Raw genomic sequence first — 26,171 nt, forward strand, 5'->3', positions numbered from 1 at the left:
GCCGCGATGCGGTTACAGCTCTACAACGACAGCTTGGGACGCGCGGGTCGCCTTGGCACGAGCGGCCTCGATGGATTCGTCGCGAGCCAACGCCACCCCCATCCGCCGCTGGCCATTGACCTCAGGCTTGCCGAACAGACGCAACGCAGTATCCGGCTCGCTCAACGCTGCACCCAGGTTGGCGAAAGCGGTCTGAGTCGACTGCCCTTCCACCAGAATCACCGCCGACGCCGATGGGCCGAACTGACGGATCAGTGGAATCGGCAGGCCCAGGATCGCCCGTGCGTGCAGTGCGAACTGCGACAGGTCCTGGGAAATCAGGGTCACCAGACCGGTGTCATGCGGGCGCGGCGAGACTTCGCTGAACCACACCTGATCACCCTTGATGAACAACTCGACGCCAAACAGGCCACGACCGCCCAAGGCTTCGGTGACCGCTTTGGCAACGCGCTCGGATTCGGCCAAAGCAACCGGGCTCATGGCTTGTGGCTGCCAGGATTCCTGGTAGTCGCCCTTCTCCTGACGGTGACCGACAGGCGCACAGAACGTAGTGCCGCCGACGTGACGCACGGTCAGCAGAGTGATTTCGTAGTCGAAGTCGATGAAGCCTTCAATGATCACGCGGCCTTTACCGGCACGGCCGCCTTCTTGAGCGTAATCCCAGGCTTTCTGCACGTCATCGACGCTGCGCAGCAGGCTCTGGCCCTTGCCCGAGGAACTCATGACCGGTTTGACCACGCACGGAAAGCCCAGGTCTTCGACTGCCTTGCGGTAATCCTCGAAGGTGTCGGCGAAGTGGTACGGCGATGTTGGCAGGTCCAGCTCTTCGGCGGCCAGGCGACGGATGCCTTCGCGGTTCATGGTCAGCTGTGCAGCACGCGCGGTGGGGATCACGGTGAAACCTTCGGACTCCAGCTCCACCAGGGTCGCGGTGGCGATGGCTTCGATTTCCGGCACGATGAAGTGCGGTTTCTCGGCTTCGATCACCGCACGCAGGGCGGCGCCGTCGAGCATATTGATCACATGGCTGCGATGGGCGACTTGCATGGCCGGCGCATTGGCGTAGCGATCCACGGCAATCACTTCAACGCCCAGGCGTTGCAGCTCGATCACCACTTCCTTGCCCAACTCACCACAGCCACACATCAATACGCGGGTCGCGGTTGGCGACAATGGAGTTCCGATACGGGTCATCTCAGGTCCTCAAAGGAGCGGATCATCGAGGGAAGCGCGCTTCCCATGGGGAGAAAGCGCGGCATTTTACATGAACCTGAGGGTTTGGCTTCAGCTGACGACGGCCTGTTTGCGCAGACGCCAGGCCATGGCCAACCAGACCACGGTGACGCCCGCGAACTTCGAACCCAGCGCAGTGAAGATCACGCCCGGTGTGAGCGCATCAATCATGCCGAAGAAGATGAAGGTGTCCAGCGGGATGCTCAGGGCCGAACTTATCCACAGGCGATCGTGCAACGGGCGCTTGGTGAGGCTGAACACAAGCCAGTCGATGCACTCGGACACGGCGAACGCCGTGGCGCTGGCGAGAGCAATTGAGGGATCGGAGGTGACGTAGGACAACATCAGCGCCACCAGCATCGCCGCGATCGCGCCATGGCCGAAGCGGGTTTGCACCATATCGCGCAGCACGAACACCAGGCCACCCCAGGCCGACCAGATGATGTCCAGGTGCGGGGCGGTGGAAAAGGCGTAATTGATCAGCACGACGCTGCTGATGTAGGCGATCAGGAAGAGCATGGACGGGAGATACCTGTCAATTTTGTGCACAGGGTACTTCATCTTCAGCGCATAGATAACCTGTGGCGAGGGGGCTCGCCCCCGTTCGGCTGCGCAGCAGTCGTGAAATCAGCAAACGCCGTACGCCTGAAAGAATGAAGTCGCAGGTTTAGCGCCGCTTCGCAACGCAACGGGGGCAAGCCCCCTCGCCACAAAAGCCGCGCTACCACAAAAAATCAGGAATCGGATTTGGAAGGCAACATCCAGATCAGCCCACTCGATTTCGCCCGCTCATGACACAACCCCAACACTTTGCGCCGTTCCTCGTTGTCCATCCGGCTCCAGCGGGTGATTTCTTCCACCGTGCGCTGACACCCGGTGCAAATGTCATCCTCATCCAGCGCACAAATGCTCACGCACGGCGACGAGACCGGTCGCTCACGTTCAGGTGTGCTCATTGTTCCTGCTCGACCAGATCGCGGGCATAACGCTGCGAGTTGTGCACATAGTGCGCAGCGCTGGCTTCGAGCATCTTCTTCTGCGGCTCGGTCAGCTCTCGCACCACCTTGCCCGGCGAGCCCATGACCAACGAACCGTCCGGAATTTCCTTGCCTTCACCGATCAGCGAGTTGGCGCCGATGATGCAGTTCTTGCCGATTTTCGCGCCGTTGAGGATTACCGCATTGATGCCGATCAGGCTGTAATCGCCCACCGTGCAGCCGTGGAGCATCGCGTTGTGACCGATGGTCACGCCGGTACCGATGGTCAGCGGATAGCCCATGTCGGTGTGCATCACGGTGCCGTCCTGCACGTTGCTGTTCTTGCCGATCAGGATCAATTCGTTGTCGCCACGCAACACGGCGTTGAACCAGACGTTGGCGCCCTCTTCCAGTTTGACCTTGCCCACCAGCACGGCATTGGGTGCGACCCAGCTCTGCGGATGGGTCTCGACGCGGGCGTCGCCCAAGCGGTATTTCATCGTGTTGTCCTCAAGGCCAGGCTGGCTCACTAGCGAAAAGCGGGATTCACGCCATACGAGCGATGGCTTCAGGTGTTGATAAAACTCTTGGGCGGTTGGTGCAGGCTGATTTTCGCGTCATAGAGCAGGTTGATCAACTCGACGATCATGATCGCCGTCAGCCCCCAGATCTTGTACTCGCCATAACGATAGCTCGGCACGTACCAACTGTGGCCTTGATAGTCGATGCGGTGGGTGTGCTCGCGCGGGTCCTTGCGGAAGAATTCCAGAGGCACGCTGAACACTGCGGCGATCTCGGCATCGTTGGCCAGGTATTCGACGAAATCCGGAATCACGCCGACATAGGGCGTGACCTTGATGCCGTGCAGAGAGATCAGCGGGCTCAGTGGGCCGATCACTTCAACCAGCCCCGGCGGCAGGCCGATTTCCTCTTCGGCCTCACGCAGAGCGGTAAAGATCAGATCAGGGTCTTCAGGGTCGCGTCGACCACCGGGAAAAGCGACTTCACCGCCATGGGTCGAGAGCCCGCTCGCGCGAAGGGTCAGGACCAGTTCCGGTTCGTCACTGCGCGTGATGGGCACCAATACCGCGGCTTCGGGGAAACGTCGGTCGGTTTCCAGCGTTCGCGGTGTGTGATTGCTTACCCGGTGCAGTAGCTCGTCCAGCATGAGTCTTCTCGATCTGTGCCTTACCCTGCATCATGCACCAATCGCACCGGCCGCCCAACCCCCGAACAGCCTCATGTCGCGAAACGACAACTTGCCGACCGACACCGCTGCACGCCAAGATAGGCGCAGCATTCAGGAACCCAAGCATGAAATTTTGCAGTCAATGCGGCAACCCGGTGACCCAGCGCATTCCCGAAGGCGATTCGCGCCTGCGTTTTGTCTGCGACAGCTGTCATACCATTCATTACCAGAACCCCAATATCGTCGCCGGTTGCGTGCCGGTCTGGGGTTCGAAGGTATTGCTGTGTCGTCGCGCCATCGAGCCAAGGCTCGGTTACTGGACCTTGCCCGCCGGTTTCATGGAAAACGGTGAGACCATCGAACAGGCCGCCATTCGCGAGACCGCCGAAGAAGCTTGCGCCCGGGTACGCAACCTGAGCATCTATACGCTGATCGATGTGCCGCACATCAGTCAGGTGCATGTATTCTTTCGCGCTGAGCTGGTGGATCTGGACTTTTCCGCAGGCCCCGAGAGCCTGGAAGTGCAGCTGTTCGAAGAAGCCGACATTCCTTGGGGCGAACTGGCTTTCCGCACGGTAGGCCGTACATTAGAATGCTACTTCGCTGACCGGCGGGCCGAGGTCTACCCCGTGCGCTCAGAGTCGATCCCGCCGCTCGCTCAGCCTGCCATCATCTGAGCACTTGTTAATAAAAAACCATCTATAAATAAAATAGTCGCGACACCTCTTAGGGATATCGTTTCAATGCGCTGGTTGCTTGCCCTGTTTTGCTTATCGTTCGTTGCAGTCTCCCAGGCTTCCGTCGCGACCGCCCCGGACGGCAAAGTCATCGAAAAAGTTCTGGTCCTCAAGTCTGCCCACCAGTTGCAGTTGATCAACGACGGCAAGCCGTTCAAGACCTATCGCATTTCATTGGGCAAACGCCCCATTGGCCCGAAACTGATGGAAGGTGATAAACGCACCCCCGAAGGCCTTTACTGGCTGGACTGGCGCAAGACCAGCGACCGTTTCAACCTGGCGATGCACATTTCCTATCCCAACATCAGCGACTCCGCCCGCGCCCGGCGCGAAGGCGTCGAGCCTGGCGGCATGATCATGATCCACGGTACTCCAGACACCGAAGAGAACCCGGAAAACCTGTTCCACACGCTGGACTGGACCGATGGCTGCATCGCCATGCGCAACATGGACATGCGTGAAGTCTGGGGTCTGGTACCGGACGGCACGATGATCGAAATCCGCCCGTAACGGCTACCTTCAAGGCTGGCGACGAGCTTTTGTGGCGAGGGGGCTTGCCCCCGTTCGGCTGCGAAGCAGTCGTAAAATCAGCAAGCGCGGTGATTCAGTTGGAACGAGGTGGCAGTTTTTGGCGCCGCTTCGCAACGCAACGGGGGCAAGCCCCCTCGCCACAAGGGATCGAGCGAACTCCAGCATAAGTTCTGGCCGCTACCTTCGGTCGGCATCGAAAAATAATTTCAAAAGATCGCAGCCTTCGTCAGCGCCTAGCGGGTAGATACCAATTCGCTCTGTAGGCGCTATCAAAGGCTGCGATCTTTGCTTTCAATACCCCCTCCTCTAATACCACTTCAAACCAACCCCTCTAGGCCCTATCAATCAGAGCTGGATTTAACGCGTCAACAGCAAAGTAGCGGCATTGACATGGTATTTAAGTGGTATTAGTTTCGCCGCATTACCGGGCGACAACACTCCAATATCCGCATCGGACCAACGCACATGAACGATCTACAGGCACTACGCCCTGACGACACCCAGCCCACGCCGCTGTACCTGCAACTGGCGCGCAATCTGGAAGCGGCGATCCACGCCGGCCAGTGGAAAGCCGAGCAGGCCATGCCGTCGGAACGCAACCTCAGCGAAATACTGGGCATCTCCCGCGTCACCGCACGCAAAGCGCTGGAAGTGCTGTTCGAGCAAGGCCTGATCCGCCGTAACCAAGGCTCCGGCACGTTCATCACCCCGCGCCTGGAACAGCCTTTGTCGCGCCTCTCGGGCTTCAGTGAAATGCTTCGGCTCAAGGGTTTCGTCCCCGGCTCGCAATGGCTGGAACGAGAAATCACCCCGCCGACCCACGAAGAACTGATCCGCCTCGGCCTCTCGCCCAATGACAAGGTCGCGCGGCTCAAACGCTTGCGCAAAGCCGACGACACAGTGATGGCGATCGAAATGAGCACCCTGCCCGCCTCGATCATTCCCAAGCCGCAAGCGGTGGGCGATTCCCTCTACGAATACCTCGACGGCATTGGCAAACCGGTGGTCCGCGCCCTGCAACACATTCAGGCGATCAACGCCTCCGACGAATTCGCCGCGCTGGTGGGCATCGCCCCCGGCACCGCCATGCTGCTGATGACCCGGGTCGGTTACCTGGAAGACAACACACCGATCGAAGTCACCGACACCTATTGCCGCAACGACTACTACGACTTTGTCGCAGAGCTGCGCCGCTAAATCAGAGAGCCGATCATGTCCGAAGACAACATCCTCACCGCCCACGGCTGGGTTCGTGGCCGGCTGATCCATGAGCACGGCAAGGTCGTGTCCATCGAAGGCGAACCTTGCGATCCGGCGGACAACGACCTGCCGTATCTGCTCCCGGGCTTCATCGACCTGCATGTTCACGGCGGGGGTGGCAAAGACATCATGGAAGGCGCGCCAGCCTTCGAAACCATCACCAGAACCCACGTGCGCTTCGGCACCACCTCGCTGCTGGCGACCACCATGACCGCGCCGAGCGAAGAGATTTCCAGCGTGCTCAAAGCCGTCGGCGAGTTCTGCGAGCAGCGGCCCAAAGGCAGCGCCCGGGTACTCGGCGTGCATCTGGAAGGTCCCTACATCAACCCCGGAAAACTCGGCGCCCAACCGAATTTCGCCCACACCGCGTTGATGGCCGAAGTCGAGGAATACCTGGCGCTGGCGCCGATCCGAGTGATCACCATCGCCCCGGAAATCGCCGGCCACGACGGTTTGATCCGCGCCCTCAGCGCTCGCGGCGTGCGCATGCAAATCGGCCACACGCTGGGCAGTTACGAGGAAGGCGTCGCCGCGTTGGCCGCCGGCGCCAGCAGTTTCACCCACCTCTACAACGCCATGAGCCCGTTGCATCATCGCGAGCCCGGCATCGTCGGTGCGGCGCTGGCCCACGCCAAGTACGCCGAACTGATTCCGGACTTGCTCCACGTACACCCCGGTGCGATCCGCGTGGCCTTGCGCTCGATCCCGTGCCTGTATTGCGTCACCGATTCCACCGCCGCCGCCGGCATGCCCGACGGCGAATACAAACTCGGCAGCCACACCGTGACCAAATGCCTGGGCGGTGTGCGCCTGCCCGACGGCACGCTGGCCGGCAGCACCCTGACCATGGATCAGGCCCTGCGCAACCTGGTGAAGATCGGCCTGCCGATCAGCGAAGCCTCGCAACGTCTTTCGCAATTCCCCGCCGACTACCTCGGCCTCCAAGAACGCGGGCGCCTGCAACCCGGCGCCTGGGCCGACTGCGTGCGGCTGGATCGCTCACTCACACTGACCGCCGTCATGGTCGAAGGAGAAGACATTGACTTCAAAAATGCTTGAAGAGGCGCTGTCCTCGTTCGAGGCCGTGCAAGCCCAATTGCAGCAACTCGACCCGCAGATGATCGAGATTGCCGCGCGCCTGCGCCGTCAGCCGCCGCAAGTGGCAATGACCGTGGCTCGCGGCAGTTCCGACCACGCGGCGAGCTATTTCGCCTACCTGACCATGCAGCAATTGGGCATTCCGGTGGCGTCGTTGCCCATGTCGGTGGTGACCATGCAACAGGCGCCGTTGAAGGTCAGCGGCCAGGTCGCGTTCGCTTTCTCGCAATCGGGGCAGAGCCCGGATTTGGTGAACAGCCTGCGTTTGCTGCGCAAACGCGGCGCCCTGAGCATTTCCATGGTCAACGCCGAGAACTCGCCTTTGGAAGCGGCCTGCGAATTCAGCCTGCCGCTGTGCGCCGGCACCGAAAGCAGCGTCGCCGCGACCAAGAGTTTTATCGCCACCCTCACCGCCAGCGCCCGCCTGATCGCCCATTGGAAAGAAGACGTGGAATTGCTGGAGGCCGGCCTTGCCCTGCCGGAAGGTTTGCGTGAGGCGGCGCAACAGGACTGGAGCCAGGCCATCGATGCGTTGCGCGATTGCCAGCGCTTGATGGTGATCGGCCGTGGCGCCGGCTTCGCTATTGCCCAGGAAGCGGCACTCAAGTTCAAGGAAACCTCGGCGATCCAGGCCGAAGCCTTCAGCAGCGCCGAAGTGCGGCACGGCCCGATGGCGTTGATCGACGAGAACTACCACCTGCTGATCTTCGCCCCGCGCGGTGCCGAGCAGGCCGGGTTGCTGAGCCTGGCCGCCGACATGCGTCAACGCGGCGCCCGCGTGCTGCTGGCCGCGCCAGATGACGTCGCCGAACGCGACCTGACCCTGACCCGCGCCGAACACCCGGCCCTGGACCCGATTCTGGCGATCCAGAGTTTCTACGTTATGGCCGCCGGTTTGGCCGTCGCCCGTGGCATGGACCCGGACCAGCCGCGTCACTTGAGCAAAGTGACGCGCACGCACTGAGTCCGATTTGAAGCTTTCCTGATGAGACCGAGCCATGCACAACAACAATAAAGAGCTGACCCTCAGCGCCCCGCTCAGCGGCCCGGTGCTCACACTCGCGAAAGTCCCGGACCCGGTGTTCGCCAGTGGCGCCATGGGCGATGGGATCGCCATCGATCCATTGAACGACACTCTGTACTCGCCTTGTGAAGCGGTCGTGATCCACATCGCCCGCACCGGTCACGCCATCACCTTGCGCGCCGATAACGGCGCCGAATTACTGCTTCATCTGGGCCTTGATACGGTCGAGTTGCAGGGTGTCGGTTTCTCGATGCTGGTCAAGGAAGGTGCGCGGGTCAGCAATGGCCAGCCGCTGCTGCGCTATGACCTGGACCAGGTCGCGCAGCAGTGCAAAAGCCTGGTCAGCCTGATGATTCTGACCAACAGTCAGGACTTCCAAGCACGTCCGATTACGCTGAAATCAGTGAAGGTGGGCGATCCGCTGCTGCACATCGTGCCGAAAGTAACGAACGGCGCGCAGATCGACATTGAAGTGCTCGGCATCGAGGTTCAAGGGCATGTTCATGTCGCCCATCGCGGTGGCTTGCACGCCCGGCCTGCGGCGCTGATCCGCCAAACCGCCCAACAGTTCAAGAGCAAATCCTGGCTGCACTTCGCCGGTAAATCGGCGGCCTGCGACAGTTTGATCGGCCTGATGGGGCTGGCTGTCGGTGAGCGGGATGAAATCCGGGTCAGTTGCCAGGGGCCGGATGCCGAAGCGGCGCTGCAAGCCCTGTTGGCCGCGTTATCCACAGCCCTGGCCGAAGACAACCACGCTGCCGCACCAACGCCAATAGCCCAACGCAATCGCCCCGCCGAAGCGGGTGTGCTGCACGGTGTGTGCGCAGCTCCAGGCCTGGTGGGCGGGCCGTTGTTTCGTCTGAACTCGATCAGTCTTCCAGTAGATGCTGGTAATCATGAGCCGAAGCAACAACGTTACGCGCTGGACACCGCGCTGACTCAAGTACGCAGCGAAATCGACGGCACACGGGCCCAAGCGAAGAAGCACAAGAACACCGATGAAGAAGCGATCTTCGCCGCGCACCTGGCATTGCTCGAAGACCCGGCGCTGCTCGATGCGGCTCATCAATCCATCGACCAAGGCATCGCCGCAACTCACGCCTGGAGTCAATCCATCGACGTGCAATGCGAGGTACTGCTGCAACTCGGCAGTCCGTTGCTGGCTGAACGCGCCAACGACCTGCGTGACCTCAAGCAACGGGTGCTGCGTGCCCTGCTCGGCGAAGCCTGGCATTACGACGTGCCGGCCGGCGCTATCGTCGCGGCCCATGAACTGACGCCGTCCGATTTGCTGCAACTGAGCCAGCAAGGGGTGGCAGGGTTGTGCATGGCCGAAGGTGGCGCGACTTCCCATGTGGCGATTCTCGCTCGTGGCAAAGGCTTGCCGTGCATGGTTGCACTGGGCTCGACGCTGCTCGATCAGGAGCAAGGTCAAGCGGTGGTGCTGGATGCCGACGGCGGTCGCCTCGAACTGATACCGACTGCCGAGCGCCTGGCCGAGGTGCATCAGGCGCAACTCGATCATCAGCAACGTCGCGCGCTTCAACAGTCTCAGGCTCACGTCCCGGCACTGACACTTGATGGTTTGCCAATCGAAGTCGCCGCCAATGTCGCTTCCAGTGCCGAGGCAGCTGATGCCCTGGCCAACGGTGCCGATGGCGTCGGTCTGCTGCGTACCGAATTCCTCTTCGTCGACCGCCAAACCGCGCCGGACGAACAGGAGCAGCACGCCGCCTATCAAGCCGTGCTCGACGCCATGGGCGACAAGTCGGTGAACATCCGCACCATCGATGTCGGTGGCGATAAACAGCTCGACTATTTACCGCTCCCTGTCGAAGCGAACCCGGTGCTTGGTTTGCGCGGCATTCGTCTGGCTCAGGTGCGCCCGGAACTGCTGGATCAGCAACTGCGCGCCCTGCTGCAGGTCAGCCCGCTGTCGCGCTGCCGGATCCTGTTGCCGATGGTCACCGAAGTCGATGAGTTGCTGCACATCCGCCAGCGTCTCGACGCGTTGTGCATTGAACTTAATGTGAGTGAGCGCCCGCAGCTGGGCGTGATGATCGAGGTTCCGGCCGCCGCACTGCTGGCCGAGCAACTGGCCGAGCACGCGGACTTCCTGTCCATCGGCACCAACGACTTGTCGCAATACACCCTGGCCATGGACCGCGACCACGCCGGCCTCGCCTCCCGCGTCGATGCGATGCACCCGGCGCTGCTGCGGCTGATCGCCCAGACCTGCGCCGGTGCAGCGGTGCATAACCGGTGGGTCGGGGTCTGCGGCGCCCTCGCCTCCGATCCGTTGGCCACGCCGGTATTGATTGGCCTGGGCGTCAGCGAGTTGTCGGTCAGCCCGGTGCAAATCGGTGAAATCAAGGACCGCGTGCGTCACCTCGACGCCACCGAATGCCGACGCATCAGCCAGGACCTGCTCAAGCTGAGCAGCGCCGGCGCGGTGCGTCACGCCTGTCACCAGCAATGGCCTCTGAGCTGAACAACAACGATAAGAATCCAGGGAGATCCGCCATGTACCAATACTTCATCGAAGGCCTGCAGCGCCTCGGTCGCGCGCTGATGCTGCCGATCGCGATCCTGCCGATTGCCGGGTTACTGCTGCGTCTGGGCGACACTGACCTGCTGGACATCGCGATCATCCACGACGCCGGCCAGGTGATTTTCGCCAACCTGGCGCTGATCTTCGCCATCGGCATCGCGGTCGGTTTTGCCAAGGACAACAACGGCACCGCAGGCCTGGCCGGGGTCATTGGTTATCTGGTGATGATCTCCACCCTCAAGGTGCTCGACTCGAGCATCAACATGGGCATGCTGGCCGGGATCGTCAGCGGCCTGATGGCCGGTGCGCTGTACAACCGCTTCAAAGACATCAAGCTGCCGGAATACCTGGCGTTCTTCGGCGGTCGGCGTTTCGTGCCGATAGTCACCGGGTTCGCTGCCGTCGGCCTGGGCGTCATCTTCGGTTTCATCTGGCCACCGATCCAGCACGGCATCAACGGCTTCGGCACGTTGATGATGGAGAGCGGCAGCTTTGGTGCGTTCATCTTCGGCGTGTTCAACCGCTTGCTGATCGTCACCGGCCTGCACCACATCCTCAACAACATGGCGTGGTTCGTGTTCGGCAACTTCACCGACCCGACCACGGGCGCACTGGTGACCGGCGACCTGTCACGTTACTTTGCCGGCGACCCGAAAGGCGGCCAGTTCATGACCGGCATGTTCCCGATGATGATCTTCGGCCTGCCCGCCGCGTGCCTGGCGATGTACCGCAACGCCCTGCCGGAACGGCGCAAAGTCATGGGCGGGATCTTCCTGTCCATGGCCCTGACCTCGTTTTTGACCGGCGTCACCGAGCCGATCGAATTCGCCTTCATGTTCCTCGCACCGCTGCTGTTTTTGCTTCATGCGCTGCTAACGGGACTGTCAATGGCCGTCACCAACCTGCTGAACATTCACCTGGGGTTTACCTTTTCCGGCGGTTTCATCGACATGATTCTGGGCTGGGGTGAATCCACCAACGGCTGGCGCGTGCTTCCCGTGGGTCTTGCGTATGCAGTGATCTACTACGTGGTGTTTGATTTCTGTATCCGCCGCTTCAACCTCAAGACGCCGGGGCGTGAGGATGTACAGGCTGGCGACAAAGTTGTGGTCACCGAGAATGAACGCGCCGGGGCATATATCAAGGCGCTGGGCGGTGCGGAGAATTTGATCACGGTCGGCGCTTGCACCACGCGACTGCGGTTGGACATGGTTGATCGCAACAAAGCCTCGGATGCGGACTTGAAAGCGTTGGGTGCAATGGCGGTAGTGCGTCCGGGCAAGGGCGGCAGTTTGCAGGTGGTGGTCGGGCCGATGGCAGACAGCATTGCCGACGAGATCCGGTTGGCGATGCCGGCTTTGGGCCGCGCGGTTGTGGCCTCCCCTACCGCTGATATCGATGAGCCAAAACCTGTGGCGGTGACGAACACTGAAGCCCAACAATGGTTGAAGGCGCTGGGCGGCGGCGAGAATGTGCTGCAGATGGATTGCATCGCCATGACCCGGATTCGGTTGCAGCTGGCGGATGGCACGGGGTTGTCGGAAGGCCAGTTGAAAGCGCTTGGTTGCCAGGGTGTCAGCCAACTTGAGGGGGGCGTTTGGCATCTGTTGATTGGCGACAAGGCGCCAAGTTTGAGTGGTGCGTTGGAAGCGTTGGTTAATCGCAGTGAGGTGAGTGCCAGGGTTTAGATCATAGGCGCGGGACAGTCAGTCTTCGCGGGCAAGCCTCGCTCCTACGAGGTATGTGTTGTTTGCACGTCGATGTCCGACACCATTCCCCTGTAGGAGCGAGGCTTGCCCGCGAAGAGGCCCGCACTACCAATAAAAATCTCAAAGCCCGCTGACCGTCACTGGTCCAGCGGGCTTTTTCATTGTGCTACCCCTGCGGATCGACCTGATCCAGCACCCGGTTCACCGACAACTCCGCCAACGAAATCATCTGCTGAATGCCCAAGGCCAGATTGCAGGCTGGGCCGGTGAGATCGAACGCCAACTCACTGGCCATGACATTCGCCGAAGCCAGTGTTTCACAGGCATGAGCCAACAGGGTTTCTGAATCTACGTTGGGCGCGACGACGAAGATCGTACTTGGACGCTGCTCGGCTTTGACCTTCTTCTGGGAAGGTGGCGCGAGATAGTGATCGAGTGCACGGATTGCGGCATCGTGGAGTTTTTTGGAATTGAGGCAGGTGTAGGGGGAAACGGATTCGTTTTCCATGTTTGTTTCTAAATCTGTTTCTAAATCTGTTTCTACGTCTGTTTCTGGAGGATTTGGGCTGTCTTTGATCATTGTGAAACTCCTAACAAAAAGTTGGAGCTACCAGCATCACTTGCAGATGATGGGTGGCAGCTGTGCGCGGGTCTGCAAGACCGAGTCGTTAGGCAACCTCGGCAGACCCGAAGATCTCCCGCACACAGCCACCATAAATCGATGACCATTGATTTAAGCGCCACGATTATAGGTGCGCTTAAAGGTGCCTAACAAACTATCGGCGGGCTTGCAGTCCCGATCGCTGAATTGGCAGCGACATCCAAAGGTTAGAGAGCCCACTTCCGACGGACAACCTGAAAGACTTGTGGGAAGGTTCTGAAGTTTTTACAGATAAATAAACATCATTGCCTGTAAGGCCGCCATCGCGGGCAAGCCCGCTCCCACATTAGTGGAGCGGCGTACACCCACCAAACTACAGGTCGAGCGTTAGCTCGCCTGCCGCTTTTGATCTTGACCCACCCGCCCCTTCGGGAGGCTGAGCGCAGGTGTTCATCTGGGGATTGGCGCGCAGCGCCGTTCGACGCAGTCGAACCCATCGCATGTAGGTCGTAGCGAAGCAGACCGTAGGGCGATGCCCCCAGATGGATACCGGAGCGAAGGAACGCCGAGCCTCAGCGAGGGGCCGGACGCTTGGGGCGAAGACCTTTGCTTCCTTTGGGGCGTTTGCCAAAGGGAGTCGCCGTAAGGGCGAAACCATAAGCCGCCGTTACCGCAGCAATGGATATGTACTCAATCAACAAGAACCTGGTCGGCCCTAAGGCCGCCACGCCCTAAATCGCAGCCAATAAAAAACCCGCTGAAATCACTTCAGCGGGTTTCTCATTTCAGCGGCCAGGAAGATCAGAAATCCTCCAACCGCCATACCTCATAAGCCGGCGTCTCATAGGGATGACTCTCTTTCAGAGCCACCACCACCGCCCGAATCAACTCATCGCTGACCACCAGCTCAACCTTCCACTCCTCAACCTGCTCGACCTGCCCAGCTTCACCCATGAACGGGTGACTGCCCTCCAGTGGACGAAACTGACCCAGGCCAAATACTTGCCATGCACAGTGGTCATAAGCCCCGATCCGCCCGCCACCGGCGGCGAATACAGCGCTTTTGACCACTTCAACATGACTGGCCGGAACAAAAAAGCAAAGCTTGTACACGGCAATCAGCTCCCCGCTCTTAGTTCACCCAGACGCGAGCGTTACGGAACATACGCATCCAAGGTGCGTCTTCGTTCCAGTCTTCCGAACGCCACGAGTTCTGCACCGCGCGGAACACACGCTCCGGGTGCGGCATCATGATGGTCACGCGACCGTCGCGGCTGGTCAAACCGGTGATACCGCGCGGCGAGCCGTTCGGGTTGGCCGGGTATTTCTCGGTGACCTTGCCGTGGTTGTCGACGAAACGCATCGCCACGCAACCCGACAGATCGGCTTGCAGCAAGGCTTCTTCGCTGGCGAATTCGGCATGGCCTTCACCGTGGGCGATGGCGATCGGCATGCGCGAACCGGCCATGCCCTGCAGGAAGATCGAGTTCGACTCCTGGATCTGAACCATGGCCACGCGGGCTTCGAACTGCTCGGAACGGTTACGCACGAAGTGCGGCCAGAACTCGCTGCCCGGGATCAGCTCGTGCAGGTTGGACATCATCTGGCAACCGTTGCACACGCCGAGGGTGAAGCTGTCGGTACGTTCGAAGAAGCCCTGGAAGGCATCGCGAGCGCGGCTGTTGAACAGCGCGGACTTGGCCCAGCCTTCACCGGCACCCAGTACGTCGCCGTAGGAGAAACCGCCGCAAGCAACCATGCCCTTGAAGTCGTTCAGGTCGACACGACCGGCCAGAATGTCGCTCATGTGCACGTCGATCGCGTTGAAACCGGCACGGTCGAACGCGGCCGCCATTTCCACCTGACCGTTGACGCCCTGCTCACGCAGCACGGCAACCTGTGGACGAATGCCTTTCTTGATGTAAGGCGCGGCGACGTCCTGGTTGACGTCATAGCTGAGCTTGACGCTCAGGCCCGGGTTGTCTTCTTCCAGCAGCACGTCGAACTCTTGTTCGGCGCAATCGGCGTTATCACGCAGACGCTGGATCTGGTAGCTGGTTTCAGCCCACTGACGTTGCAGCAAACGACGCTGACCTTCGAATACGGTATCGCCGTTGAACGTGATGCTGATCTCGCCGTTGTTCATCGGCTGACCGATCACCGATACGCAGTCGCCCAGGCCAGCAGCGCTGAACTGCGCGAGAATGTCCGCGGTGGCGTCCTGGCGAACCTGGATCACAGCGCCCAGTTCTTCGTTGAACAGGATCGCGGCGATATCGGCGGAAGTCTCTGCCAGACCGTCGAGGTTCAGGCTCAGGCCGCAGTGGCCGGCAAACGCCATTTCCACCACGCTGGTCAGCAGACCACCGTCGGAACGGTCGTGGTAAGCCAGCAGGTGACCGTCGGCGTTGAGGCCCTGGATCACCGCGAAGAAGGCTTTCAGGTCTTCGGCGTCATCGACGTCCGGCGCCTGTTTGCCGAGCTTGCCGTGAACCTGAGCGAGGATCGAGGCACCCATGCGGTTCTGGCCGCGACCGAGGTCGATCAGGATCAGGTCGGTGGTGCCCTTGTCCATGCGCAGTTGCGGGGTCAGGGTCTGACGGATGTCAGCCACTGGCGCGAAACCGGTCACGATCAGCGACATCGGCGAAGTAACCGCCTTATCGACACCTTCGTCGTTCCAGCGAGTGGCCATGGACATCGAGTCCTTGCCCACCGGAATGGTGATGCCCAGCTCAGGGCACAGTTCCATGCCGACCGCTTTCACGGTGTCGTACAGACGCGCGTCTTCACCTGGGTGACCGGCGGCGGACATCCAGTTCGCCGACAGTTTGATGTCGGAGATCTTGGCGATGCGCGAGGCGGCGATGTTGGTCAGGGTTTCGCCGATGGCCATGCGGCCCGACGCCGGAGCGTCCAGCAGAGCCAGCGGAGTGCGCTCGCCCATGGCCATGGCTTCACCGGTATAAACGTCGAAGCTGGTGGCGGTAACGGCAACGTCGGCCACCGGAACCTGCCACGGGCCAACCATCTGGTCACGGGCCACGAGGCCGGTGATGGTGCGGTCGCCGATGGTGATCAGGAAGCTCTTGCTGGCCACGGCCGGGTGATGCAGAACGCGCTCGACGCAGTTGGCGATGTCGAGGGTCGACGGATCGAAATCGTCGCCCAGCTCGTTTTCACGAACCACCGAACGGTGCATGCGCGGGGCTTTGCCCAGCAGCACTTCGAGCGGCATGTCCACCGGGCTGTTGCCGAAGTGGCTGTCGGTCACGGTCAGTTGCGGCTCGGCTGTGGCTTCGCCGACTACCGCGAATGGGCAACGCTCACGCTCGCAGATCGCCTTGAAGCGTTCGAAGTCCGCCGGGCCGACCGCCAGAACGTAGCGCTCCTGGGATTCGTTACTCCAGATTTCGTGCGGGGCCATGCCCGGCTCGTCGTTTGGAATGTTGCGCAGTTCGAAACGGCCACCGCGGTCGCCATCGTTGACCAGTTCCGGGAAGGCGTTGGACAGACCGCCCGCGCCGACGTCGTGGATGAAGCTGATCGGGTTTTTGTCGCCCAGTTGCCAGCAACGGTCGATGACTTCCTGGCAACGACGCTCCATCTCAGGGTTTTCACGTTGTACGGAAGCGAAGTCCAGGTCTGCCGAGCTGGTGCCGGTGGCCATGGAGGAAGCCGCGCCACCGCCCAGACCGATCAGCATTGCCGGGCCGCCAAGCACGATCAGCTTGGAGCCAACGACGATTTCGCCTTTCTTGACGTGTTCTTCACGGATGTTGCCCATGCCGCCAGCCAGCATGATCGGCTTGTGGTAACCGCGCACTTCGTCACCATGAGGGGTGGTGATCGACTGTTCGAAGGTACGGAAGTAACCGGTCAGCGCCGGACGGCCGAATTCATTGTTGAACGCAGCGCCGCCCAACGGGCCTTCGATCATGATGTCCAGCGCGGTAACGATGCGCTCGGGTTTGCCATACGGCACTTCCCACGGCTGTTCGAAGCCCGGGATCTGCAGGTTCGACACGGTGAAACCGGTCAGGCCAGCCTTTGGCTTCGCGCCGCGACCGGTGGCGCCTTCGTCGCGAATCTCGCCGCCGCTACCGGTGGATGCGCCCGGGAACGGGGCAATCGCGGTCGGGTGGTTGTGCGTTTCGACTTTCATCAGGATGTGCACCGGTTCCTGCACCGCGCCGTACTGGCGGGTTTCAGGGTCCGGGAAGAAACGACCGGCCACGGAGCCGACGATGACCGAGGCGTTGTCCTTATAAGCCGACAGAACACCTTCGCTGTGCATCTGGTAGGTGTTCTTGATCATGCCGAACAGGCTTTTTTCCTGGCTCTGACCGTCGATGTCCCAACTGGCGTTGAAGATCTTGTGACGGCAGTGCTCGGAGTTCGCCTGGGCGAACATCATCAGTTCGATGTCGTGCGGGTTGCGCTTCAAACCAAGGAAGGCGTTGACCAGATAGTCGATTTCGTCTTCGGCCAGGGCCAGGCCCAGCTCGGTGTTGGCTTTTTCCAGCGCGGCGCGGCCGCCACCCAACACGTCGATGGCAGTCAGCGGTTTTGGCTCGGCGTGGCTGAACAGGCCGGAGGCTTGTTCGAGGTTGCCCAGCACGATCTGGGTCATGCGGTCGTGCAGCGCGTCTGCGATCAGCTGCGCTTCGGCGTCGCTGAACTGGCCGGCGACGTAGAACGCGATGCCACGCTCAACGCGCTGGATCTTGGTCAGGCCGCAGTTGCGAGCAATGTCGCTGGCTTTACTGGACCACGGCGAAATGGTGCCGAAACGCGGCAATACCAGGAACAGACGACCAGTGGGCTCTTGTACCGGAACGCTAGGGCCGTACTTCAGAAGGCGCGCAAGCACCTGCTGTTCGTCGCCGGTCAGGACGCCGGTAACTTCGGCGAAGTGAGCGAATTCAGCATACAGGCCGCTGACAGCTGGAACCTTCTGGCTCAGTTGCTCAAGGAGTTTGCTGTGGCGAAAGGCAGAAAGGGCAGGAGCGCCGCGCAGGATCAACATCTTCGGGACAGCCTCGGGAAGGGGTGTGCTTTGAGGCCGTGCATTCTAGCCTAAACCGCCCGCGACATCACCCGAAACGGTACACGCGGTTGCACCCGAACGTCGGGCCGGGTGTTCGGGCCCTGAACAGGTGCGCGCCGGGGGTTATTTTTTCTGTCACAAAATGCTGTTCGGGCCCATTCCTGCGGGCTCCAAGCGGGTTTTTGACGCCCTAGCAGACAAGCCCTTCGCTGTCGAGATATGGCGCTCGTGGTCCTTTGCGTATACTGCGCAGATGTTTTCCCCAACGGCTTTGCGTCCGCGGTACGCCAAATGGCTGATCGCAACCGGACTCTTCCTGGTGCTCAGTGGCTGTGTTGATAAACCCAACACGCTGGAGCGCGTAAAGGAGGATGGCGTGCTGCGGGTGGTTACCCGGAACAGCCCCGCCACCTACTTTCAGGATCGCAACGGTGAAACCGGCTTCGAATACGAGCTGGTGAAGCGCTTCGCCGACGATCTGGGGGTCGAACTCAAGATCGAAACCGCCGACAACCTCGACGACCTGTTCAATCAGGTGGGCAAGCCGAACGGCCCGGTGCTGGCGGCTGCCGGCCTGGTCAGCAGCGAGGACCGCAAAAAGCAGGTGCGGTTTTCCCATTCCTACCTCGAAGTCACCCCGCAGATCATCTATCGCAACGGCCAGTCGCGGCCGACCGACGCAGGCGATCTGGTCGGCAAGAAGATCATCGTGCTCAAGGGCAGCACCCACGCCGAGCAATTGGCAGCGCTGAAAAAGAAATATCCCGGCATTGAATACGAAGAGTCCGACGCGGTTGAAGTCGTCGACCTGCTGCGCATGGTCGACGAAGGTCAGATCGACCTGACCCTGGTCGACTCCAACGAAGTGGCGATGAACCAGGTCTACTTCCCCAACGTGCGGGTCGCCTTCGACCTCGGTGATGCCAGCAACCAGAGCTGGGCCGTGGCCGCCGGCGATGACAACAGCCTGCTCAACGAAATCAACGCCTACCTCGACAAGGTGAAGAAAAACGGCACCCTGCAACGCCTCAAAGACCGCTACTACGGGCATGTCGACGTACTCGGCTACATGGGCGCCACCACCTTCGCCCAGCATTTGCAGCAGCGGTTGCCCAAGTACGAGAAGCACTTCAAGGCGTCCGCCAAGGAAGAAAAGGTCGACTGGCGTCTATTGGCGGCGATCGGTTATCAGGAATCGCTGTGGCAAGCGGCAGTCACGTCCAAGACCGGCGTGCGCGGATTGATGATGCTGACCCAGAACACGGCGCAAGCCATGGGCGTTTCCAATCGCCTGGACCCCAAGCAGAGCATCATGGGCGGCGCGAAATACCTGGTCTACATGAAGGATCAACTGGATGAGTCGATCCAGGAGCCGGATCGTACGTGGTTCGCGCTGGCAGCCTACAACGTTGGCAGCGGTCACCTGGATGACGCGCGCAAACTGGCGGCCAAGGAAGGGTTGAACCCGGACAAGTGGCTGGACGTGAAGAAAATACTGCCGCGCCTGTCGCAGAAGCAGTGGTACAGCAAGACTCGTTATGGCTACGCCCGTGGCGGCGAACCGGTGCATTTCGTGGCAAACATCCGTCGCTACTACGACATCCTGACGTGGGTCACGCAGCCGCAGCTCGAAGGCACCCAGGTCGCCGAGGGCAACCTGCATGTGCCGGGGGTCGACAAGACCAAGCCGAGCCAGGAAACCCCACAACTTTAAATTATTGTTGTCTCCGACGACGCCTTCGCGGGCAAGCCTCGCTCCTTGTATGTTGGCCGAACACACAATTGCGTATCGACACGAAACTGTAGGAGCGAGGCTTGCCCGCGATGGCAGCGCCGCCGATCTAGCCTTTCAACGCAGCAGCCAGAATCAGCGCCTTCATCTCCGACACCGCCGACTTGAACCCGACGAACAACGCATGGGCCACCAGCGCATGGCCGATGTTCAGTTCGTTGACGCCCTTGATTGCCGCAACAGCCTCGACGTTGTGATAGTGCAAACCGTGGCCGGCGTTGACGATCAGGCCTTGGGCCAGACCGAATGCCACGCCATCGGCCACGCGTTTGAGCTCTTCAGCGACCTCGGTTGGCGTCTCGGCGTCCGCGTAACGCCCGGTGTGCAGTTCAATGGCCGGCGCGCCGACACGACGGGACGCCTCAATCTGCCGCTCGTCAGCGTCGATGAACAGCGACACTTCACAGCCAATCTTCGCCAGGCGATCCACCGCCGCCTTGATCCGCGCTTCCTGCCCCGCTACGTCCAGACCGCCTTCAGTGGTCAGTTCCTGACGGGTTTCCGGCACCAGGCAAACGTGCGCCGGGCGGATACGCTCGGCGAATGCCATCATTTCTTCAGTGACGCCCATTTCGAAGTTCATGCGGGTTTGCAGCACGTCCTTGAGCAGCAGGACATCGCGCTCCTGAATGTGCCGGCGGTCTTCACGCAAGTGCACGGTGATGCCGTCAGCACCCGCCTCTTCCGCGTCCAGCGCTGCCTTGACTGGATCCGGGTAACGAGTACCCCGGGCCTGACGCAGGGTGGCAACGTGGTCGATGTTCACGCCAAGAAGAATGCGATTGCTGGTGGTCACGGAAACGCTCCTGAAGAAGGGGGAAGTTCGGTGCACAGCATACGGGGAGACTACGGCTTTCGAAACAACTCACGACTGACCAATGGACGCCCGCCCAAGTGAACGGCCAACGCCTGACGCATCAAGCGCTTGGCGGCGGACAGCGCACCGGGTGCAGACCAGTCGGCATCGGCCATGGCCAGCAGTTCGGTACCATTGAACAGGCCCGGCTGCAGCAGATAGACCCGCTCCAGGCCCGCATCCACTTGCAGGCGATAGAGACCGTCCGGTGCGATGGGGTCGCCATGGATGTCGGTATTCAGCGCAAAGCCGTAACCGAGATCATCGAGCAGTCGCCATTCGAAGGAGCGCAGCAATGGTTCCAGTGGTCGACCTTCGGCCAGGGCAAGCAAGGTCGCGGCGTAGTGATCGAAAACCGCGGGATGAGGATCTTCGGCGGGCAGCAGGCGAATCAGCAATTCGTTGAGGTAGAGACCACTGAACAGCGCTTCGCCATTGAGCCAGGTGGAAACGCCGGCGCTTTCCATGCGACCGACATTCTTCAGCTCGCCCCGGCCACGGAACTCGACTTCCAGCGGCACGAACGGCCGCGCCAACGTCCCGGCCTTGCCCCGCGCACTGCGCAACACCGCCCGCAGCCGACCTTGCGGCGTGAGGAAATCCACCAGCGCACTGCTTTCGAGGTAGGCGCGGGAATGGAGCACGTAGGCGGGTTGGCCGATGGGCGGGCTGGATGACATCAGTTTCCGAATCTCTGGAGATCCACTGTGGCGAAGGAGCTTGTCGGAACGCCGCACCGTCCCGCTGGGCTGCGAAGCGGCCCCAAAACCATGCACCTCAGTGTTTCAGGTAAAACCGCGATGCCAGGATTTACGACTGCTTCGCCCGGGCGCGGATCGGCCGAACGGGAGCAAGCTCCCTCGCCACAAAAGCTCGCTCCTACAATTGAATCGATGTGCTGCTGGACGATTTACAAGTCGCCGTAACCCAGCGAACGCAAGGCGCGCTCGTCGTCAGACCAACCGCCTTTCACCTTGACCCACAGGTTGAGCATGATCTTGGAGTCGAACAGCAGCTCCATGTCCTTGCGCGCTTCGGTGCCAATGCGCTTGATGCGCTCGCCCTTGTCGCCAATGATGATTTTCTTCTGGCCGTCACGTTCGACGAGGATCAAGGCGTGGATGTGCAGGGTTTTGCCCTGCTGCTTGAACTCTTCGATTTCCACGGTGATCTGGTACGGCAGCTCGGCACCCAACTGGCGCATGATTTTTTCGCGTACCAGTTCAGCGGCAAGGAAGCGGCTGCTGCGGTCGGTGATCTGATCTTCCGGGAAGAAGTGATCGTTTTCCGGCAGGTGCTCGGCGATCACTCGCTCCAGCGTGTCGAGGTTGTGCCCGTGCTGGGCCGAGATCGGCATGATCTGCGCGTTCGGCAGCTGTTCCTGCAACCAGGTCAGGTGCGGCATCAGCTCGGATTTGTCTTCGATGCGGTCGGTCTTGTTCAGCGCCACGATCAGCGGACCGGTCACGTACTGAACGCGCTCGAGGACCATCTGGTCTTCGTCGGTCCACTTGGTACGGTCAACCACGAAGATCACCACGTCGACGTCTTTCAACGCCGCCGAAGCGGTCTTGTTCATGTAACGGTTCAGGGCCTTTTCGCCGCCCTTGTGCATACCCGGGGTGTCGACGTAGATCGCCTGGACGTCACCTTCGGTCTTGATGCCGAGCATGTTGTGGCGGGTGGTCTGCGGCTTGCGTGAGGTGATCGCCAGTTTCTGACCCAGAATGTGGTTCAGCAGCGTGGACTTGCCCACGTTGGGACGGCCGACGATGGCAACATAGCCACAGCGAGTTGCGGTTGAATCAGTCATTGCCATTCTCCACACCCAGGGCAATCAGTGCTGCGGCGGCCGCTACCTGTTCGGCAATACGACGACTCACACCCTGACCTCGGCTTTTTTCATTCAGTAAGATGATTTCACATTCGACGAAGAACGTCCGGCAATGCGGCTCACCCTGGATATCCACCACTTCGTAACGCGGCAGCTCACAACCACGGGACTGCAGGAATTCCTGCAGGCGGGTTTTCGGATCTTTGTTGGTGTCGACCAGCGTCAAGCCTTCGAACTCTCCGGCCAGCCAGGCCAGCACACGCTCGCGCGCCACCTCCATGCCGGCGTCCAGGTAGATCGCACCGATCAGCGCTTCGAGGGCATCGGCCAGAATCGACTCGCGACGGAAACCGCCACTTTTCAATTCGCCGGAGCCCAGGCGCAGGTATTCACCCAGGTCAAAACCACGGGCCAGTACGGCCAGGGTCTCACCTTTCACCAGGCGTGCGCGCAAACGCGACAACTGGCCTTCGCGGGCCAGCGGGAAGCGATCGAACAGCGCCTCGCCAGCAACGAAATTGAGGATGGCATCGCCGAGGAATTCCAGGCGTTCGTTGTTGCGCCCGGCAAAACTGCGGTGAGTCAGGGCCAGGACCATCAGTTCCTGATCCTTGAAGGTGTAACCGAGCTGACGCTCGAGACGGCTTAAGGAGACGCTCACGGTTTACCCACGCTGAGTTCGTGGTTGGATTCCACCGCCAGGGCCTTGATGCGGCGCAGGCTTGGGACAATTAACGCTGTGTTCAAAAATAACGTCCTGAATATCGTTGTTTTCATGCTCCTGTCGCCGATTGTGCCGACTCCAGAAATGCATTCGGCGCTGTGTTCAACAGCGCCGTGTGTGATTACTTGATCAGACCAACCCGCGAGAAATTCGGCAGGTGACCGAGTTTGGGTTCCGGCCAGCTCATCCAGACTGCGAAGGCCTTGCCGACGATATTCTTGTCGGGAACCATGCCCAGCAGATCCTTGGGAATGCTCGGATCATCCCAGTAGCGACTGTCGTTCGAGTTGTCGCGGTTGTCGCCCATCATGAAGTAGTGCCCGGCCGGCACGGTCCACGAATGGTCCGGCGTTGCGCGGTAGCGGCTCATTTCCTTGCGGATCAGGTGCTCGGCGGCACCGAGTTTTTCCTTGTAGAGCTCGGCGCTACCCAACGTGCCCGGCTCGGAGCCGACCAGTTGTTCGGCAATCGACTCACCGTTGACGAACAGGCGCTTGTCGGCGGTGTAGCGAATCTGGTCGCCCGGCAGGCCCACTACACGCTTGATGTAGTTGACGTTCGGGTCGCTCGGGTAGCGGAACACCATCACATCGCCGCGCTGCGGATCACCGACTTCGATGACTTTCTTGTCGATCACCGGCAGGCGGATCCCGTAAGAAAACTTGTTCACCAGAATGAAGTCACCGACATCCAGGGTCGGTTTCATCGAGCCGGAAGGAATCTGGAACGGTTCCACCAGGAACGAACGCAGCACCAGCACGATGAACAACACCGGGAAGAACGACTTGCCGTATTCGACCAGCAGCGGCTCTTTGTTCAGTTTCTCGATCACTACCATGTCAGCCTGGCTGACGCTCCCCTGATAGGAGTTGATGGCAGCCCGGCGCCGCGGCGCCAGGAACAACAGATCGAGCAACCCCAACAGGCCGCAGACGAACACGGCGATGACCAGCAACAGCGGGAAATTTAGTGACATAGGACCTAACTATCCAACCTGAGCACGGCAAGGAAGGCTTCTTGTGGAATTTCCACGTTACCGACCTGCTTCATGCGTTTTTTACCGGCCTTTTGCTTTTCCAGCAGCTTTTTCTTACGGCTGACGTCACCACCGTAGCATTTGGCCAATACGTTCTTTCTGAGTGCCTTGACGGTTGTACGCGCCACAATCTGACCGCCAATGGCGGCCTGGATTGCCACGTCGAACATCTGCCGCGGAATCAGGTCTTTCATCTTCTCGGTCAACTGGCGACCTTTGTAGTGCGAGTTGTCACGGTGCACGATCAGCGCCAGAGCGTCGACCTTGTCGCCGTTGATCAGCACGTCCAGTTTCACCAGGCTGGCCGATTGGTAACGATCGAAATGGTAGTCCAGAGAAGCATAGCCGCGACTGGTGGACTTCAGACGATCAAAGAAGTCCAGCACCACTTCGTTCATCGGCAGGTCGTAGGTCACTTGTACCTGGGAGCCGAGGAACAGCATATCGACCTGTACGCCACGTTTTTCGATACACAGGGTAATGACGTTACCCAGGTGCTCTTGCGGCACAAGAATATTGGCGCGCACGATTGGCTCGCGCATATCTTCGATGGCAGACAAGTCTGGCAGCTTGGACGGGTTATCGACGTAGATCGTCTCGCCGGTCTTGAGCAGCAGCTCGAAGATTACCGTCGGCGCCGTGGTGATCAGGTCCAGGTTGTATTCGCGCTCGAGGCGCTCCTGGATGATTTCCATGTGCAGCATGCCGAGGAAGCCGCAACGGAAGCCGAAGCCCAGTGCGTCAGAGCTTTCCGGTGTGTATTGCAGCGACGAATCGTTGAGGGTGAGCTTTTGCAGCGCCTCGCGGAAGTCTTCGAAGTCGTCGGAGCTGACCGGGAACAAGCCGGCGTACACCTGCGGTTGAATGCGTTTGAAGCCTGGCAGCACGTCGACGTCCGGCGTCGAGCTCAAGGTCAGGGTATCGCCCACCGGCGCACCGTGAATGTCCTTGATGCTGGCGATGATGAAGCCCACTTCACCGGCCTTCAGGTCGACGGTAGGAGTGTGTTTTGGATTGAATACACCGACGCTGTCCACCAGGTGGATCTTGCCGGTGGATTTGACCAGAATCTTGTCGCCCTTCTTCACCCGACCGTGGCGCACACGAACCAGGGAAACAACGCCCAGGTAGTTGTCGAACCAGGAGTCGATGATCAACGCTTGCAGCGGATCTTCGATGTTGCCGGTCGGCGCAGGAATGGTGTGAACCAGACGCTCGAGCACTTCATCGACGCCCAGGCCGGTCTTGGCACTGCACTCGACAGCGTCGGTGGCATCGATGCCGATGATTTTTTCGATTTCTTCCTTGACGCGCTCCGGATCGGCCTGTGGCAGGTCGATCTTGTTCAGCACTGGCATGACTTCCAGGCCCTGTTCGATCGCCGTGTAGCAGTTGGCAACCGATTGCGCCTCGACGCCCTGACCGGCATCGACCACCAGCAACGCACCTTCACACGCCGCCAGCGACCGGCTGACTTCATAGGTGAAGTCGACGTGGCCCGGGGTATCAATGAAGTTCAGCTGGTAGTTGATGCCATCGCGGGCTTTGTAATACAGGGTGACGCTGTGGGCCTTGATGGTGATCCCGCGTTCACGTTCCAGGTCCATGGAGTCCAGCACCTGGGCTTCCATTTCGCGCTCGGCAAGGCCGCCGCACATCTGGATGAAGCGATCGGCCAGCGTCGACTTGCCATGGTCAATGTGGGCGATGATGGAGAAATTGCGGATATGACTCAAATCACTCACGGATCAACACTCAAAAAGGCTGCAGGCATAGCCCGCCGAAAAATAGCCGGGAATTGTACCTGATCCACGGCGCAAGCGTCACGTTTGCAGGTCAGACGGCGCCTACAAAAACGCCCCGGTCTTGCGACAGGGGCGTTTTGGGCGACTTTTGTAGGAGCCGGCTTGCTGGCGATGGGGACGCCGCGGTGGGTCTGGATGACCGCAGCGATGCCATCGCCAGCAAG

Annotated in this window: 23 protein-coding genes; 8 read left to right on the top strand and 15 right to left on the bottom strand. The window is 60.4% G+C overall.

Going from position 1 to position 26,171, the window contains the following annotated elements; translation table 11 throughout:
• Positions 1 to 12: 12 nt before the first annotated feature.
• The 5 genes from purT to JUI81_RS31000 form a co-directional block, all read right to left on the bottom strand.
• The gene (gene purT / locus JUI81_RS30980; RefSeq protein WP_019581066.1) at positions 13 to 1,194 is read right to left on the bottom strand and encodes a formate-dependent phosphoribosylglycinamide formyltransferase; all 1,182 of its coding nucleotides are present in this window, start codon (positions 1,192 to 1,194) and stop codon (positions 13 to 15) included.
• A gap of 90 nt (positions 1,195 to 1,284) precedes the next feature.
• Positions 1,285 to 1,752, bottom strand: coding sequence for a VUT family protein (locus JUI81_RS30985; RefSeq protein ID WP_020700643.1), 468 nt, complete (start codon positions 1,750 to 1,752; stop codon positions 1,285 to 1,287).
• Between the two features lie 215 nt (positions 1,753 to 1,967).
• Positions 1,968 to 2,189 carry a DUF1289 domain-containing protein gene (locus tag JUI81_RS30990; protein WP_019581067.1) on the bottom strand — a complete coding sequence of 74 codons (222 nt, stop codon included), beginning with the start codon at positions 2,187 to 2,189 and terminating at the stop codon, positions 1,968 to 1,970.
• Positions 2,186 to 2,710, bottom strand: a complete 525-nt coding sequence (locus tag JUI81_RS30995) for a gamma carbonic anhydrase family protein (RefSeq protein ID WP_007936184.1) — start codon at positions 2,708 to 2,710, stop codon at positions 2,186 to 2,188. Before JUI81_RS30995 ends, JUI81_RS30990 begins: the two co-directional genes overlap by 4 nt.
• Before the next feature lie 68 nt (positions 2,711 to 2,778).
• The gene (locus JUI81_RS31000; RefSeq protein ID WP_018927081.1) at positions 2,779 to 3,378 is read right to left on the bottom strand and encodes a CoA pyrophosphatase; all 600 of its coding nucleotides are present in this window, start codon (positions 3,376 to 3,378) and stop codon (positions 2,779 to 2,781) included.
• 146 nt (positions 3,379 to 3,524) lie between these two features.
• On the opposite strand from JUI81_RS31000, the gene JUI81_RS31005 reads away from it, so the two are divergent.
• The 7 genes from JUI81_RS31005 to nagE all read left to right on the top strand — a co-directional run bounded on the left by JUI81_RS31005 (position 3,525) and on the right by nagE (position 12,288).
• Positions 3,525 to 4,076: an NUDIX hydrolase gene (locus JUI81_RS31005; RefSeq protein ID WP_204125631.1), complete on the top strand. Its 552-nt coding sequence runs from the start codon at positions 3,525 to 3,527 to the stop codon at positions 4,074 to 4,076.
• 66 nt (positions 4,077 to 4,142) lie between these two features.
• A complete protein-coding gene (locus JUI81_RS31010) occupies positions 4,143 to 4,646 on the top strand; it encodes a murein L,D-transpeptidase family protein (RefSeq protein ID WP_204125632.1) in 504 nt (167 codons plus the stop codon).
• A gap of 486 nt (positions 4,647 to 5,132) precedes the next feature.
• Positions 5,133 to 5,864: a GntR family transcriptional regulator gene (locus tag JUI81_RS31015; RefSeq protein ID WP_019581070.1), complete on the top strand. Its 732-nt coding sequence runs from the start codon at positions 5,133 to 5,135 to the stop codon at positions 5,862 to 5,864.
• A 15-nt stretch (positions 5,865 to 5,879) separates the two neighbouring features.
• Complete coding sequence (gene nagA, locus JUI81_RS31020; protein ID WP_204125633.1) at positions 5,880 to 6,986, top strand: N-acetylglucosamine-6-phosphate deacetylase; 1,107 nt, start codon at positions 5,880 to 5,882, stop codon at positions 6,984 to 6,986.
• Complete coding sequence (locus tag JUI81_RS31025) at positions 6,967 to 7,989, top strand: SIS domain-containing protein (protein ID WP_026331846.1); 1,023 nt, start codon at positions 6,967 to 6,969, stop codon at positions 7,987 to 7,989. Before nagA ends, JUI81_RS31025 begins: the two co-directional genes overlap by 20 nt.
• Before the next feature lie 34 nt (positions 7,990 to 8,023).
• Positions 8,024 to 10,540: a phosphoenolpyruvate--protein phosphotransferase gene (ptsP, locus tag JUI81_RS31030; RefSeq protein WP_204125634.1), complete on the top strand. Its 2,517-nt coding sequence runs from the start codon at positions 8,024 to 8,026 to the stop codon at positions 10,538 to 10,540.
• A gap of 32 nt (positions 10,541 to 10,572) precedes the next feature.
• On the top strand, positions 10,573 to 12,288 hold the full coding sequence (gene nagE, locus JUI81_RS31035; protein ID WP_019581074.1) for an N-acetylglucosamine-specific PTS transporter subunit IIBC: 1,716 nt from the start codon (positions 10,573 to 10,575) through the stop codon (positions 12,286 to 12,288).
• A gap of 187 nt (positions 12,289 to 12,475) precedes the next feature.
• Here nagE and JUI81_RS31040 read toward each other — a convergent pair whose 3' ends face one another.
• The 3 genes from JUI81_RS31040 to purL all read right to left on the bottom strand — a co-directional run bounded on the left by JUI81_RS31040 (position 12,476) and on the right by purL (position 17,939).
• Positions 12,476 to 12,889, bottom strand: a complete 414-nt coding sequence (locus tag JUI81_RS31040) for a DUF6124 family protein (RefSeq protein ID WP_026331847.1) — start codon at positions 12,887 to 12,889, stop codon at positions 12,476 to 12,478.
• Positions 12,890 to 13,711: 822 nt separating this feature from the next.
• Complete coding sequence (locus JUI81_RS31045) at positions 13,712 to 14,023, bottom strand: YqfO family protein (protein WP_204125635.1); 312 nt, start codon at positions 14,021 to 14,023, stop codon at positions 13,712 to 13,714.
• A 19-nt stretch (positions 14,024 to 14,042) separates the two neighbouring features.
• Positions 14,043 to 17,939: a phosphoribosylformylglycinamidine synthase gene (gene purL / locus JUI81_RS31050; RefSeq protein WP_204125636.1), complete on the bottom strand. Its 3,897-nt coding sequence runs from the start codon at positions 17,937 to 17,939 to the stop codon at positions 14,043 to 14,045.
• Between the two features lie 274 nt (positions 17,940 to 18,213).
• Here purL and mltF point away from each other — a divergent pair, with 274 nt between their 5' ends.
• Positions 18,214 to 19,674 (top strand): membrane-bound lytic murein transglycosylase MltF, encoded by a 1,461-nt coding sequence (gene mltF, locus JUI81_RS31055; RefSeq protein ID WP_019581077.1) that lies wholly within the window; start codon positions 18,214 to 18,216, stop codon positions 19,672 to 19,674.
• Positions 19,675 to 19,801: 127 nt separating this feature from the next.
• On the opposite strand, the gene pdxJ is transcribed toward mltF, so the two are convergent.
• The 7 genes from pdxJ to JUI81_RS31090 all read right to left on the bottom strand — a co-directional run.
• A complete protein-coding gene (pdxJ, locus tag JUI81_RS31060; RefSeq protein ID WP_019581078.1) occupies positions 19,802 to 20,548 on the bottom strand; it encodes a pyridoxine 5'-phosphate synthase in 747 nt (248 codons plus the stop codon).
• A gap of 50 nt (positions 20,549 to 20,598) precedes the next feature.
• The gene (gene recO / locus JUI81_RS31065; protein ID WP_204125637.1) at positions 20,599 to 21,288 is read right to left on the bottom strand and encodes a DNA repair protein RecO; all 690 of its coding nucleotides are present in this window, start codon (positions 21,286 to 21,288) and stop codon (positions 20,599 to 20,601) included.
• 230 nt (positions 21,289 to 21,518) lie between these two features.
• Entirely contained in the window at positions 21,519 to 22,421 is a 903-nt protein-coding gene (gene era / locus JUI81_RS31070) for a GTPase Era (protein WP_007936226.1), read from the bottom strand.
• Entirely contained in the window at positions 22,414 to 23,103 is a 690-nt protein-coding gene (gene rnc, locus JUI81_RS31075) for a ribonuclease III (RefSeq protein ID WP_018927089.1), read from the bottom strand. Before rnc ends, era begins: the two co-directional genes overlap by 8 nt.
• A 184-nt stretch (positions 23,104 to 23,287) precedes the next feature.
• The gene (lepB, locus tag JUI81_RS31080; protein ID WP_204125638.1) at positions 23,288 to 24,142 is read right to left on the bottom strand and encodes a signal peptidase I; all 855 of its coding nucleotides are present in this window, start codon (positions 24,140 to 24,142) and stop codon (positions 23,288 to 23,290) included.
• A gap of 5 nt (positions 24,143 to 24,147) precedes the next feature.
• Positions 24,148 to 25,947, bottom strand: a complete 1,800-nt coding sequence (gene lepA, locus JUI81_RS31085; RefSeq protein WP_018927092.1) for a translation elongation factor 4 — start codon at positions 25,945 to 25,947, stop codon at positions 24,148 to 24,150.
• Positions 25,944 to 26,171: hypothetical protein (locus tag JUI81_RS31090; RefSeq protein WP_204125639.1), on the bottom strand; the 228-nt coding region annotated here is incomplete at its 5' end. The genes lepA and JUI81_RS31090, both read right to left, overlap by 4 nt.

The sequence above is a fragment of the Pseudomonas sp. 008 genome (genome assembly GCF_016861935.1).
Classification (GTDB): Bacteria; Pseudomonadota; Gammaproteobacteria; order Pseudomonadales; family Pseudomonadaceae; genus Aquipseudomonas.

Coding starts and splice junctions, on each gene's coding strand:
- nagA (WP_204125633.1), top strand. CDS start 5,880: ATGTCCGAAGACAACATCCTCACCGCCCACGGCTGGGTTCGTGGCCGG.
- JUI81_RS30990 (WP_019581067.1), bottom strand. CDS start 2,189: ATGAGCACACCTGAACGTGAGCGACCGGTCTCGTCGCCGTGCGTGAGC.
- era (WP_007936226.1), bottom strand. CDS start 22,421: ATGACTGATTCAACCGCAACTCGCTGTGGCTATGTTGCCATCGTCGGC.
- JUI81_RS31005 (WP_204125631.1), top strand. CDS start 3,525: ATGAAATTTTGCAGTCAATGCGGCAACCCGGTGACCCAGCGCATTCCC.
- recO (WP_204125637.1), bottom strand. CDS start 21,288: ATGTCATCCAGCCCGCCCATCGGCCAACCCGCCTACGTGCTCCATTCC.
- JUI81_RS31010 (WP_204125632.1), top strand. CDS start 4,143: ATGCGCTGGTTGCTTGCCCTGTTTTGCTTATCGTTCGTTGCAGTCTCC.
- JUI81_RS30995 (WP_007936184.1), bottom strand. CDS start 2,710: ATGAAATACCGCTTGGGCGACGCCCGCGTCGAGACCCATCCGCAGAGC.
- lepB (WP_204125638.1), bottom strand. CDS start 24,142: ATGTCACTAAATTTCCCGCTGTTGCTGGTCATCGCCGTGTTCGTCTGC.
- purT (WP_019581066.1), bottom strand. CDS start 1,194: ATGACCCGTATCGGAACTCCATTGTCGCCAACCGCGACCCGCGTATTG.
- JUI81_RS31015 (WP_019581070.1), top strand. CDS start 5,133: ATGAACGATCTACAGGCACTACGCCCTGACGACACCCAGCCCACGCCG.
- mltF (WP_019581077.1), top strand. CDS start 18,214: ATGTTTTCCCCAACGGCTTTGCGTCCGCGGTACGCCAAATGGCTGATC.
- JUI81_RS30985 (WP_020700643.1), bottom strand. CDS start 1,752: ATGCTCTTCCTGATCGCCTACATCAGCAGCGTCGTGCTGATCAATTAC.
- JUI81_RS31040 (WP_026331847.1), bottom strand. CDS start 12,889: ATGATCAAAGACAGCCCAAATCCTCCAGAAACAGACGTAGAAACAGAT.
- ptsP (WP_204125634.1), top strand. CDS start 8,024: ATGCACAACAACAATAAAGAGCTGACCCTCAGCGCCCCGCTCAGCGGC.
- JUI81_RS31000 (WP_018927081.1), bottom strand. CDS start 3,378: ATGCTGGACGAGCTACTGCACCGGGTAAGCAATCACACACCGCGAACG.
- purL (WP_204125636.1), bottom strand. CDS start 17,939: ATGTTGATCCTGCGCGGCGCTCCTGCCCTTTCTGCCTTTCGCCACAGC.
- nagE (WP_019581074.1), top strand. CDS start 10,573: ATGTACCAATACTTCATCGAAGGCCTGCAGCGCCTCGGTCGCGCGCTG.